Genomic DNA, 11,668 nt, shown 5'->3' with positions numbered 1-11,668 from the left:
AACGCCATGTTGTTGAAGGATCAGGCAGCCATCGTCACCGGCGGTGCATCGGGACTGGGCGCGGCCACCGCGCGAAAGCTGGCGGCCCAGGGGGCCAAGGTCGCGGTGTGCGATCTCAATGCCAAGCTTGCCGAGACGGTTGCGGCCGAGATCAAGGGCGTGGCCGTGACCTGCGACGTCTCCGATGCCGCCTCGGCCGAAGCCGCGGTGGCGCAGGCTGCGAAAGCCCACGGTCCGGCGCGCCTGCTGGTCAATTGCGCCGGCATCGGCGTTGCCAAGCGCGTGGTCGGCCGCGACGGCCCGATGGCGCTCGCCGATTTCGACAAGGTGATCAAGGTCAATCTGATCGGCACCTTCAACATGCTGCGCCTTGCCGCCACCGAGATGTCCAAGCTGGAGCCGCAGGCGACCGGCGAGCGCGGCGTCATCATCAACACGGCGTCCGTTGCCGCCTATGACGGCCAGATCGGGCAATCCGCCTATTCGGCGTCCAAGGGCGGCATCGTCGGCATGACGCTGCCGATCGCGCGCGAGCTGGCGCAGTTCGGCATCCGCGTGCTCACCATCGCCCCCGGCCTGTTCCTGACGCCGCTGCTCGCGAACCTGCCGCAGGAGGCCCAGGACTCGCTCGCCGCCGCGATCCCGTTCCCGCGCCGGCTCGGCCAAGCCGACGAGTTCGCCGCGCTCGCGCTGCACATGGTCGAGAACGCCTACCTGAACGGCGAGGTGGTGCGCCTCGACGGCTCGCTGCGCATGGCGCCGAAGTAGAGGCGAGCGACGCATGTTCGTGAACCGGCGCGAGGTCCAGATCCAGTGGGGCGATTGCGACCCCGCCAACATCGTCTACTACCCGCGCTATTTCGCGATGTTCGACGATTCGACCTCGACCCTGTTCGAGGTCGCCGGCTTCTCCAAGCAGGATCTGGTCCGCAAATACGGCCTGGTGGGCATCCCCATGGTCGACACGCGGGCCACGTTCTACATCCCCTCGACCTATGGCGACTGGATCACCATTGAAACGAGAATCGAGAGCATCAAGCGCTCGAGCTTCGAGGTGAAGCACAACGTCTACAAAGGCGACGCGCTGGCGCTCGAGGGGTTCGAAACCCGCGTCCTGGTCGGCCGCGATCCCGTTAACCCCGACAAGCTGAAATCGGCACCATTCCCGGCGGAAATGGTAGCCAAGTTCACGGGGAGTTAGAGCCTGAAGCTAAATCGCCGCATCACCAAAAGAGGGGGCTGAAATACCCCCCGATTTCTGCTTTCAAAGAAACATGTAAAGGGAGGAAATAGAATGAAACGCTTTTACCTGACTGCCGCGATCGCCGCGGCGACGCTGGCCCTGCCGGCGCTGCCTGCGCTGGCCCAGTCCAGCGAGATCACCATCGGCATCACCACCACCACGACCGGGCCCGGCGCGGCGCTCGGCATTCCCGAGCGCAACGCGCTGGAGTTCGTGCCGAAGGAGATCGGCGGCGTGCCGCTGAAGGTGATCGTGCTCGACGACGGCGGCGATCCCACCACCGCGACCACGAACGCCCGCCGCTTCGTGACCGAATCCAAGGCCGACGTCATCATGGGCTCGGCGCTGACGCCGCCGACGATCGCCGTCTCCAACGTCGCCAACGAAGCCGGCATTCCGCATTTCGGCCTGGCCCCGTTCCCGATCACGCCGGAGCGCATGAAGTGGTCGGTCGCAATGCCGCAGCCGATTCCGATCGTCGGCAAGGTGCTCTACGACCACATGAAGGCCAAGGGCGTGAAGACGCTCGGCTATATCGGCTATTCCGACTCCTATGGCGATCTCTGGTTCAACGATCTGAAGGCGCAGGCCGTGCCGATGGGCATGACCATCGTCGACGAGGAGCGTTTCGCCCGTCCCGACACCTCGGTGACCGGACAGGTGCTGAAACTGGTCGCCGCCAATCCCGACGCCATCCTGGTCGGCGCATCCGGCACCGCGGCCGCGCTGCCGCAGACCGAGCTGCGTGAACGCGGCTACAAGGGCCTGATCTACCAGACCCACGGTGCCGCCAGCATGGACTTCATCCGCATCGCCGGCAAAGCGGCGGAAGGCGTGCTGATGGCCTCTGGCCCCGTCATGGCCCCCGAGGAACAGCCGGACAGCGCGCTGACCAAGAAGCCGGGCCTCGCGCTGAACGCGGCCTATGAGGCCAAGTACGGCCCGAACAGCCGAAGCCAGTTCGCCGGCCATTCCTACGATGCGTTCGAGATCCTGAAGCGCGTCGTCCCGGTGGCGCTGAAGACGGCCAAGCCCGGCACGCCGGAATTCCGCGAAGCCATCCGTCAGGCGCTGCTGTCGGAGAAGGACCTCGCGGCAAGCCAGGGCGTCTACAACTTCACCGAAAAGGACCGTTACGGCGTCGATGAACGCGCCCGCATCCTGCTCACGGTGAAGGACGGCAAGTACACGCTGGTGAAGTAGACGCCGCGAAAGATTTGAGACGACGAGAGCCGGCCCATCGGGCCGGCTCTTTTGTTTGGTGCTTCTGGAATGGCATTGCCACTGAGATCGTCATGGCCGGGCTTGTCCCGGCCATCCACGCCTTGTCACGCGGCGTGAAGAACGTGGATGCCCGGGACAAGCCCGGGCGTGACGAAGCGGATACGCCGCGTTCCTACGCCGCCTGCCGCAGCGGGGCCCAGGCGAATTCGGGGTAATACGTCTCCATCATGCGGTCGACAAAGGCGGTGAGGTTCGGAAAGGCCTCGGCGCGCTCGCGCAAGGCCGATTCGAAGAACGGCGTCAGGATGCCGGCGAGCATACCGAAGGCGGTGGCGTCGACGCCGCAGGGCTTGCTGCCCATCAGGTACGCCTTGTCGCCGAGCTGCACCGAGAGCGCAAACAGCGAGCGCACGGCGAGGTCGACGTCGTCATCGGGGGCGTGGCGGCCGAGGCCGGAGAGCAGATAGTTCTCGGCGACGCGGAACTGCGCATCCTCGCGCAGCTTCTCGCGGTTGTGCTCGGGTGCGCCGTCGAAGAAGTGCGCGGGTCCCTTGGCGAAATTCACCGGATCGACCCAGCGCGCCCCGACCAGCCCCCAGTAGATATGGTGCTCCACCATCCGTTCGAACGCCCAGGCCTGCGCACGCTCGGCCAGCGACAGGCCGGCATCGAAATCGAAGCCGTAGCGGCGCTCGATATGGGCGCGGATGAAGGTGGAATCAGCCACCGCCTCACCGCCGTCGTCGATGAACGGCAATTGCCCCTTGGGAGAGGCCGGGGGCATCGCCCGCTCCTTCCGGTAGGGTAGTCCCGCCATCTTGAGCTGCACCTCCGTCTTGGTGACGAAGGGGCTGATTTCCGGCAGGCCGAAGCCGGAGCCGAAGCCGTAAAGCGTGATCATGCGAGCTCTCCTGAACCTCTCGAAAGTCGACGGAACCTAGCGACGGGCTGCTGCCACCATGGTGGCAGCAGCCGTGATATGTTCTGCGAAGCGGGCTCCCCGCCAGGCGCGGCCCATCACGTGGCGGACCAGCGCATCCGCGGCCTGGGTCAGCGAGCGTGCCACGACGCTTGCGAGAGCAAACCGGAGATCGACGGCCATGAGATCGAGCGAAACGAGGCGGCCGAATGCCGATACGGACCACGCCTGTGCCCGCAGCATCGGAATCGCCGGGCCGAAATGGGTTGGAATGATCATGGACAAATCCCCTTCAGTCGATGTGTTGTCCCGGTATAGAACCCCCCTGCTGCCAACATCCTGTCAGCAGCCGCGCGCCGCTTGCTGAAAAACCACCGATAAGAGAATTGTCATGAGACGCGCCGACCGGCTGTTTCAGATCATCCAGGTGCTGAGGCGCACGCGTAAGCCGCTGACGGCGGACGCCATCGCGGCCGAGCTCGAGACCTCGAAGCGCACGATCTATCGCGACATCGCAACGCTGATCGGCCAGCGCGTGCCGATCCGCGGCGAAGCCGGCATGGGCTACATCCTGGAGAAGGGATTTGACCTGCCGCCCTTGATGCTGACGCCCGACGAGATCGAGGCGGCCGTGCTGGGCGCACAATGGGTCGCCGGCCATGCCGATTCGGCGCTGGCGCGCGCGGCCGAAGATCTGATGGCCAAGATCGCCGACACCGTGCCTGAACGCTTGCGCCCCTTCGTGCTGGAGCCGGCGAGCCGCGCGCGCCCAAGCTGGAACAGGGAGCCGGACCGCCTGGACATGGCGCGCACCCGCACCCAGATCCACGAAGGCAAGAAGATCATGCTGCGCTATCGCGACGAGCAGGGCCGCGCCAGCGAGCGCATGATCTGGCCAATCTCGGTCGGTTATCTCGAAGCGGTGCGGCTGCTTGCCGCCTGGTGCGAGCTGCGCGGCGACTTCCGCAGCTTCCGCACCGACCGCGTCGTGGAGGCGAACTATCTCGACGAGAAATATCCGGAACGACGCGACGTGCTGCGCGCAAGATGGCGGCAGAGTCTGGTCTGGGGCCCGCCAAAGGACACGTGACGAGGATGCAGGAGAGCTCCCCCATCGATCCGTCGAGCTGCTGCCAGAGTTGCGGCGCGTGCTGCAGCTATTCGGCCAACTGGCCGCGCTTCTCGATCGAGAGCGACGAAGAGCTTGCTGCGATACCGGAGACGCTGGTCAACGAACGCCAGTCCGGCATGCGCTGCGAGGGCGATCGCTGCTCGGCCCTGCAGGGAGACATCGGGAAAGCCACCGCGTGCGGCATCTATGCGACGCGGCCGGAGGTGTGCCGCACCTGCATGCCGGGCGATGCCGAATGCGCGATGGCGCGGCGGAAGTTCGGGTTGCCCGCGATCGCAATCGCTTAGGCAGGAACGGCTTCGCCGATCTCGTCGTCGAACTCGTCATCAAGCGGGGCGAGCACCGACAGCGGCTTGGTCGACAGCGTGATCGGCTTGCGGCCGCCCGACAGCGACGGCGAGGCTTTCGCAGCGCCCTCCCGCGACAGCGCATAGAGCGTCGAGCCGACACGGCCGCCGTTCTCGATCAGATCGCGCTCGCTGCAGCTCGCTGCGATCACGACCGCCAGCGAATGCAGATGGTTGCGGCGATAGCAGAACAGCGCCAGCCTGGCGCGCGCGTCAGGGGAAACACTCTCAACCAACCTCGGCAGGCCACTCTCGCTGGCGCGGTACATCTCGCCAAGGAGTTCGTCGCGAACCGGGCAGAAATCGCTTTCAAAGGCGTCGCGGCTTGAAAACATTGCAGTTCTCCCTCGTGTGAGGAAGATGCAGCGCAATTCTCTAATGAAAGGTTAACCACGCCGGCCGGTAGTCACCCGGGGTGCTTGCGCGTGGGCCGCGAATCGGAGGCGGAACGGCGTTGCAGATCGCCGTCATTCCGGGGCGGTCCAAAGGACCGAACCCGGATCTCGAGATCCGGGTTCTCGCTTCGCGAGCCCCGGAATGACAGATGCGCAGCCCTCAGTTCGCCGCCATGAAGATGGAAAGGCCGAAGCCGGTCAGATGATGCAGCGCCTGGTCGACGCCGATCAGGGTCCAGAACCAGGGATGCGCCAGGTCGACCCCGAAATTCGCCGAAACGAACCCCTTGGCGCGGTCGATCGTGATGTGGATCACGAAGTCGATGAAGGCCACGAACCAGAATTTCGGCGCCACGATCAGGATCAGCGGCAGTGCAACCGCAAGGTGAACGAGGCAGTGCACCAGAAGCGGCAGGGCCCAGCCGTGTTTCTGGTCCTTGCCGTGCGCCATCCAGGCGGTCTGGAGGACGAAGTCGGCGATGATGTGCTTGAAAGTGAGCAGCAACATCCAGCCAATGAGCGCTTCGACCGGAACCGCCGATGACATGGGTGGAAACGACAAGGCTGACGCCCTCATTGACGTGACAAGGAAAATTGGAGCGTTCAGCGCAACTTATTCTTGGACCAGGTCTGGACCGGTCAAATCGCCGGGAGGCGCGATTTATGACATCTCCCGCGGCGGAATGCAGCCGGGGGAACCGGAAATTCGCCAAGTGTGGCTAACCGGGCATAGGGGCAAGCCATGGTCGCGGAAGCCTCGCGTAAGGTTACCTTCGGCTCGTAATTTGCTTTCCGTGACCTTCGCGCTATCATTCCAAGTAGAGAATACCGTTCTTTTTTCAGACGTTTACGAATTTTGGGGCCTCCCCGCGATCGCATCCGCGAGCTGCCCGCCACCGAGACAATAAGGCCAGAGTGCTGCCATGAGTACTGAAGGCCCGATTTCGTCACTTGCCGAACCGCCGCCCCGGCGCCCCAAGGTGATCAAGACCAATCAGCAGCAGGTCTTCCTCTACGTCGTGCTGACCCTGCTGTTGTCGCTGGCCACCGTCTGGGCCGGCCGCGCGATGCTGCACAATTCGGAAACGCTGACCTTTGCCGTCGGCGCCCCCAACAGCGACGAGGCGCTGTTCGCGGCCAAGCTCGCCACCGTGCTGACGTCCAACGCCTCGCGCTTGCGGATCAAGATCGTCAACAACGCCGACGGCGCCAAGGCGCTCGCACAGTTCGACCGCAAGCAGGCCGACCTCGCCGTCCTGCGCACCGACGCCAAGGTCCCGCTGCGGGCGCGCACGCTCGCGATCCTCGAGCACGATCTCGTGCTCCTGCTGGGTCCCGGCAACAGGAAGATCAAATCGATCGCCGAGCTGAAGAAGAAGAAGGTCGCCGTTCTCGCCGAGAGCGAATCCTCCCTCGCCTTCGTGCGCAGCATTCTCGACATCCCCGACGGTCCGGATGCGGCGAAGATCCAGATGGCGCCGCAGGGCGCAACGCTCGACAAGCTGTTCGCACCGGCAAACGGCTTTGGCGCGGTCATCGCCATCGTCCATGCCTCCAGGGCGGTGCGGGACAAGGCCTATGAGCAGGTCGCCCGGCGCGGCGGCCTCACGCTCAACGCGATCGACGAGGCCAAGGCGCTGGCGCGCAGGCTTCCCGGCATTTCCAGCGAGACGCTCACGGCAGGCACGCTGTCGACATCCCCGCAAATTCCCGATGACGATCTCGACACGATCGGGCTGGAATGGCTGCTGGTCGCGCAATCCAGGATGTCCCCGAGCACGGCAGGCGAGCTCGCCCGCATCGTCTACGAGAACAAATCCGCGCTCGGGCTCGACAACGGCTTTGCCACCAGGATCGAGCCGGCCTCTGTCGAGAAGGACGCCTTCGTGATGGCGCACCAGGGCGCGGCCGATTACATCAACGACGACACCAAGTCGTTCATGGATAAGTACAGCGACTTGATGTATGTGGGCGCCGCCGCGCTCAGCGTCATCGGCTCGATCTTCGCCGCGATCTACGCCAAGATCACCCGCATCGCGCCGGAGAAGGCCAGCGAACTCTCCACCGCCATCCTCGACATCGGCGAGCGGATCGAGCACGCCCACTCGCTGGATCAGCTCGAATGCCTTCAGGACGAGCTCGAGGGCATCCTGCGCGGCGCCGTCATCGGACTGCGAGACGGCACGATCAGTACCGATGGGCTCGACACCTTCAAGCTGGGCTACGAGTTCGTGCGCGACGAGATCGGCATGCGCCGCGACTATCTGAAACGTCATGCCAGCGAGACCGAGAAGTCGGTGCCGGGCGCCGGCCCCGCCCCGCACGACGACAGCAATGTCGTGGTCGTGAAGACCGCCCAGAGCGCCTGAGCAGCCGGGTCGTTTGGGGCCGCCGCCGCTCTTGTTCCGACAAGCCGCATCGCCCAACGGCGTTGCCGCGCAGCGCCGGGACCCACGAGCCGCGGGATGCGCCGCCGAGGGGGCCCCGGCTCTGCAGCGCATCACGAGGTGCTGCGCTGCGTCCGGGCACGAGGCGGGGGCTGCGACCTCCGCCCTGTCGGTAGTTTGGAACCAGCGCGATCTGCAACCGTTGGTTCTGTTGCAACCGGAAACCGCCGCATGCGTGCACTCCTCATCATCCTCCTTCTGGGAATGCTGGCGGCGGCCGGCTATTTCGCCTATTCCGCAATAGCGGTCGAGGGTGAGCCGATTCCGACGGAAGGCTACGTGGCGCTGGCGCTGGGCGCGGGGTTTTCCATCATCGTCGGCGTCGGGCTGATGGTGCTGCTGTTCTTCAGCAGCCGCCGCGGTTACGACGAGCCGCCGCATTTCCGGTAGACCCTCATGACCAAGGCGGCCTGTGCCGCGGTCACCATCGGCGGCGTACTCAGCAGGTCTTGCTGTCGGACCGGCGGCGTGCTCTGGGTGCTCGAAGCGGTGCCGGGCATTCCGAGCCTGCGACAGCTTCGAGATGGCACGGCATCCCGATCTCGCCGAGACCGGCGGCGACGCCGAGGCGAAACGCCGCGCCCTCCAATACAAGTAGGATGGAGACAAGAATGTCGGACGTCACCGACGCAGCGACCAGCCCCCTGCTCCAACGCGACGGCGCACGCGCCACCATCCGCCTCAACCGGCCGAAGCATCTCAACCGGCTCCAGGCGGAAGACCTCGACGAGCTTGTCAGGCTGTTCGACCTGGTCGAGGCCGATCCAGCCATCCGCGTGCTGGTGCTGACCGGCACCGGCCGCGCCTTCTCCGCCGGGTATGACCTCAACTCGGTCGCCGAGCGCGCCGTCAGCGCAAACGAGCAGCAGAGCGCGGGCTCTGCCTTCGAACTCGTCGTCAACCGGCTGGAGGACCTCGGCGTGCCGACGATCTGCCGGCTCAACGGCGGCGTCTATGGCGGCTCGACCGATCTCGCGCTCGCCTGCGATTTCCGCATCGGCGTCGATACCGCCGAGATGTTCATGCCGGCGGCACGGCTCGGGCTGCATTATTACCGGAGCGGCATCAAGCGCTACGTCACCCGGCTCGGCGCCGACAACGCGAAGCGACTGTTCCTGACCGCGCAAAAGATCAGCGCCCCGGAGATGCTGCGGATCGGCTATCTCACCGCCATGGTGCCGGTGGAGTACCTGGACGAGGAGGTCGACCAGCTCGCGACGGTTCTCGCCGGCAACGCGCCGCAGGCGATGGCCGGCATGAAGCGCGCCATCAACGAATTCGCCCGCGGCGAGCTCGATGATCGCGCCGCCGACCAGCGCCACCGCGACAGCATGCGCGGCGAGGAGATCAAGGAAGGCATCAAGGCGTTCGCGGAGAAGAGAGCGCCGAGATTCTGATCACGCCCGCTTTGACCGCATCGCGCGCACCTGCGCGAGGTTGGGATCGCGGGCGAGCGCTTGATAGCGTTTGCTGTCGACCGCGTAGATCGCGATCCGGCCCTCACTATCAGCATGAACGCCCCAGCCGAAACGTTTACCGAGGCTCGACGCTCTCATGCAGGCCTGCCCCCGCGAGAAGAATGCTTCGCGCGCCGCGCGCTTCTCTGCCTTCGTGGTCTTCGCATCAAGCTCGCGTCCCGGCGCAGACGTCGCGAAGATCACATCGTCGGACGTGTACTTGTAAGGTGCCTTGGCAATCATCCCGTATTGCAGGCACGCCACCGTCGGCTGTCCTGCGCGCAGCGGTGGCTCCTCGCCGGTACGCGCGGGACAGTCCTCAGCAACACGGATGAAGGTGTTGAAGCAGTTGGTCGTGTGCGTCAGCTTCGTCATCGACAACCCTGATTCGATCAACCAGCAGCAACCTTAGCATGCTCCGCCGCCATCTCGTCATCCGCCGCGTTGATGCGCTGGAATGCGGGCCGCGAGGTCATGCGATCGGCATAGCGGACGAAGACGTCCTTCTTCGGCACGATACCGAACATCATGGTCCAGCTGAAGGCGACGCCCCACAGCACATCGGCAGCCGTCATGCGCTCGCCGAGCAAATACGGCCCCTTCGACAGCTGTGCTTCGAGCGCTCCTAACATGGTGTCGTAATCGGCATAGGGCGACTGCGTGATCGGCGCCGGCTCGCGCTGCATGAATTTATCGATCAGCGCCGGCTCGAACGACGAGCCGTAATAGGTGATCCAGCGCAGATAAGGCCCGCGCAGGGGATCGTTGAGCGCGGGCGTCAGCCCCGCCTGTGGAAACAGATCGGCGAGATAGATGGTGATCGCGACCTGCTCGGTCACGAGCGCCTCGCCATGGCGAATCGCCGGCACCTTGCCGAGCGGGTTGATGGCGAGATAGGCCGGCTGGCGCTGCTCGCCGGCCTTCATGTTGAGGACGTGGAGATCATAAGGTGCTCCCAGCTCCTCCAGCAGCACCCGCGTGCCGGTGGCGCGCGTCTGCGGCGAGTAATACAGCGTGATCCGGTTCGGATTGGTCATGGCAAATCTCCTGGGCGCCATCTGGCGAGGCGCGTCTTGTAGCGGCCCATACCTGACATCCTGTGTCAGGTATGGTTTAAGGGAGTTTATGCGCGCGAGCCGGATGCTTTCGATCCTCACCACCCTCCAGGCCAGGGGCCAGGTCACCGCGCCCGAGCTGGCGGAGGCCTGCGAGGTCTCGGTGCGCACGATCTATCGCGACATCGATGCACTCGCCGCCTCCGGCGTGCCGGTCTATGCCGACCGCGGCGCGGAGGGCGGCTACCGCCTGCTCGACGGCTATCGCGTGCGGCTGAACGGCCTGTCGCAGAGCGAGGCCGGCGCGCTGTTCCTCGCAGGACTGCCGGGCCCTGCGGCGGCGCTTGGGCTCGATGCGGCGATGATCGCCGCGCAGAACAAGCTGATGGCGGCGCTGCCCATCCACCTGCGTCAGGATGCCAGCCGGATGCAGGAGCGGTTTCACCTCGATGCACCAGGCTGGTTCGGCGAGGCGGAAGAGCCGAAGCATTTGCGCACGATCGCCGGCGCGGTGCTGCGCGGGACATTGATAAAAATCCGCTACCAGAGCTGGCGCGCGGAGAAGCAGCGCCGCATCGCGCCGCTCGGCCTCGTGCTGAAGGGCGGCAGCTGGTACCTCGCGGGCCAGGTCGATACCAGCGTGCGCACCTATCGCGTCGCGCGGGTGCTCGACTGCACAGCGCTCGATGACCGCTGCGAGCGTCCCGCCGATTTCGATCTCGCCGCCTATTGGCAAGCCGCGACACTTCGCCTCGAGGCCGAGATGCATCCCAATGTCGCGGTCGTGCGGCTGTCGCCGTTCGGCGTCAAGCTGCTCGACGCGCTGAGCCAGCCCTACGTCCGGGCACGCACGCAGCTTGAAGAGACCGCTGATGCCGACGGCTGGCGCATTGCGCGCGTGCCTGTCGGCAAGACGTCGTGGCACGCCGCCGCCGAATTGTTGCGGCTCGGTCCCGAGGCCGAAGTGCTGGAGCCCGCCGATCTCCGCGACAAGATGACGGAGATGACGCAGGCGATGGCCGCGCGCTATCGCGCGGCGCGGAAAACATCACACCGGCACATTTCGCCGCAGGCCACGAAACAATCCTGAAACACGATTCTCCTGATCCCGCGTGAACGCGATCGCATCTCGGCCCGACCGAGATGCAGGGACACAACAACGGCCCTAGGGCCAAATGGAGAATGAAGATGTTTCGTAAGCTTGCTCTCGGTCTGATCGCCGCCGGTTCGCTCGGCGTTGCCGCTCTGGCCCCGACCGCCGCTTCGGCCGGCGGTTTCCATCACCATCACGGTCATCACCACTGGGGTCCCGGCTGGGGCTTCGGCGGTATCTACCTCAACACCGGCGTCAGCAATTGCTACCAGGAACGCCTGGTCCGGACCCGTCACGGCCTGCGCGTGCGCGTCGTCAATGTCTGCGCCTACGGGATCTACTGAGCCCGCTTGCAT

Annotated in this window: 16 protein-coding genes; 10 read left to right on the top strand and 6 right to left on the bottom strand. The window is 65.3% G+C overall.

The window, feature by feature from the left end; genetic code table 11:
• Positions 1 to 6 precede the first annotated feature (6 nt).
• The 3 genes from ACETMP_RS27655 (at position 7) to ACETMP_RS27645 (ending at position 2,446) form a co-directional block, all read left to right on the top strand.
• A complete protein-coding gene (locus ACETMP_RS27655; RefSeq protein WP_375158625.1) occupies positions 7 to 768 on the top strand; it encodes an SDR family NAD(P)-dependent oxidoreductase in 762 nt (253 codons plus the stop codon).
• A gap of 13 nt (positions 769 to 781) precedes the next feature.
• A complete protein-coding gene (locus ACETMP_RS27650) occupies positions 782 to 1,201 on the top strand; it encodes an acyl-CoA thioesterase (RefSeq protein ID WP_375158624.1) in 420 nt (139 codons plus the stop codon).
• A 93-nt stretch (positions 1,202 to 1,294) separates the two neighbouring features.
• The gene (locus tag ACETMP_RS27645) at positions 1,295 to 2,446 is read left to right on the top strand and encodes an ABC transporter substrate-binding protein (protein WP_028138603.1); all 1,152 of its coding nucleotides are present in this window, start codon (positions 1,295 to 1,297) and stop codon (positions 2,444 to 2,446) included.
• 193 nt (positions 2,447 to 2,639) lie between these two features.
• Here the strand turns inward: ACETMP_RS27645 and ACETMP_RS27640 are convergent, their stop codons facing one another.
• Both ACETMP_RS27640 and ACETMP_RS27635 read right to left on the bottom strand, forming a co-directional pair.
• A complete protein-coding gene (locus tag ACETMP_RS27640; protein ID WP_375158623.1) occupies positions 2,640 to 3,368 on the bottom strand; it encodes a glutathione S-transferase family protein in 729 nt (242 codons plus the stop codon).
• Positions 3,369 to 3,404: 36 nt separating this feature from the next.
• Positions 3,405 to 3,665 (bottom strand): hypothetical protein, encoded by a 261-nt coding sequence (locus ACETMP_RS27635; RefSeq protein WP_375158622.1) that lies wholly within the window; start codon positions 3,663 to 3,665, stop codon positions 3,405 to 3,407.
• Between the two features lie 112 nt (positions 3,666 to 3,777).
• On the opposite strand from ACETMP_RS27635, the gene ACETMP_RS27630 reads away from it, so the two are divergent.
• Both ACETMP_RS27630 and ACETMP_RS27625 read left to right on the top strand, forming a co-directional pair.
• Positions 3,778 to 4,476: a YafY family protein gene (locus ACETMP_RS27630; RefSeq protein WP_212087737.1), complete on the top strand. Its 699-nt coding sequence runs from the start codon at positions 3,778 to 3,780 to the stop codon at positions 4,474 to 4,476.
• Between the two features lie 5 nt (positions 4,477 to 4,481).
• Entirely contained in the window at positions 4,482 to 4,805 is a 324-nt protein-coding gene (locus ACETMP_RS27625) for a YkgJ family cysteine cluster protein (protein WP_375158621.1), read from the top strand.
• On the opposite strand, the gene ACETMP_RS27620 is transcribed toward ACETMP_RS27625, so the two are convergent.
• Entirely contained in the window at positions 4,802 to 5,200 is a 399-nt protein-coding gene (locus ACETMP_RS27620; RefSeq protein WP_375158620.1) for a hypothetical protein, read from the bottom strand. The two genes, ACETMP_RS27625 and ACETMP_RS27620, sit on opposite strands and share 4 nt — an antisense overlap.
• 220 nt (positions 5,201 to 5,420) lie before the next feature.
• Positions 5,421 to 5,768 carry a DUF3307 domain-containing protein gene (locus tag ACETMP_RS27615; protein WP_049820470.1) on the bottom strand — a complete coding sequence of 116 codons (348 nt, stop codon included), beginning with the start codon at positions 5,766 to 5,768 and terminating at the stop codon, positions 5,421 to 5,423.
• A gap of 415 nt (positions 5,769 to 6,183) precedes the next feature.
• Between ACETMP_RS27615 and ACETMP_RS27610 the strand changes: the two genes are divergently transcribed.
• From ACETMP_RS27610 to ACETMP_RS27600, 3 genes are all read left to right on the top strand, one after another.
• Positions 6,184 to 7,629 (top strand): TAXI family TRAP transporter solute-binding subunit, encoded by a 1,446-nt coding sequence (locus tag ACETMP_RS27610; protein WP_375158619.1) that lies wholly within the window; start codon positions 6,184 to 6,186, stop codon positions 7,627 to 7,629.
• A 249-nt stretch (positions 7,630 to 7,878) separates the two neighbouring features.
• Positions 7,879 to 8,097 carry a hypothetical protein gene (locus ACETMP_RS27605; RefSeq protein WP_028138611.1) on the top strand — a complete coding sequence of 73 codons (219 nt, stop codon included), beginning with the start codon at positions 7,879 to 7,881 and terminating at the stop codon, positions 8,095 to 8,097.
• Positions 8,098 to 8,318: 221 nt separating this feature from the next.
• Positions 8,319 to 9,104, top strand: coding sequence for an enoyl-CoA hydratase/isomerase family protein (locus tag ACETMP_RS27600; protein ID WP_375158618.1), 786 nt, complete (start codon positions 8,319 to 8,321; stop codon positions 9,102 to 9,104).
• Here ACETMP_RS27600 and ACETMP_RS27595 read toward each other — a convergent pair whose 3' ends face one another.
• Both ACETMP_RS27595 and ACETMP_RS27590 read right to left on the bottom strand, forming a co-directional pair.
• Positions 9,105 to 9,539, bottom strand: a complete 435-nt coding sequence (locus ACETMP_RS27595) for a DUF6157 family protein (RefSeq protein ID WP_375158617.1) — start codon at positions 9,537 to 9,539, stop codon at positions 9,105 to 9,107.
• A 17-nt stretch (positions 9,540 to 9,556) separates the two neighbouring features.
• Positions 9,557 to 10,201 carry a glutathione S-transferase family protein gene (locus tag ACETMP_RS27590; protein WP_375158616.1) on the bottom strand — a complete coding sequence of 215 codons (645 nt, stop codon included), beginning with the start codon at positions 10,199 to 10,201 and terminating at the stop codon, positions 9,557 to 9,559.
• 88 nt (positions 10,202 to 10,289) lie between these two features.
• Between ACETMP_RS27590 and ACETMP_RS27585 the strand changes: the two genes are divergently transcribed.
• Both ACETMP_RS27585 and ACETMP_RS27580 read left to right on the top strand, forming a co-directional pair.
• Positions 10,290 to 11,309 (top strand): helix-turn-helix transcriptional regulator, encoded by a 1,020-nt coding sequence (locus ACETMP_RS27585; protein WP_375158615.1) that lies wholly within the window; start codon positions 10,290 to 10,292, stop codon positions 11,307 to 11,309.
• A gap of 98 nt (positions 11,310 to 11,407) precedes the next feature.
• Complete coding sequence (locus tag ACETMP_RS27580; RefSeq protein ID WP_028138614.1) at positions 11,408 to 11,656, top strand: hypothetical protein; 249 nt, start codon at positions 11,408 to 11,410, stop codon at positions 11,654 to 11,656.
• The last annotated feature ends 12 nt before the right edge of the window (positions 11,657 to 11,668 follow it).

The organism is Bradyrhizobium dasycarpum, assembly GCF_042019905.1.
GTDB lineage: Bacteria > Pseudomonadota > Alphaproteobacteria > Rhizobiales > Xanthobacteraceae > Bradyrhizobium > Bradyrhizobium japonicum_B.
Note: the sequence above shows the minus strand (reverse complement) of the source record. Positions and strands in the feature narration are given on the sequence as shown.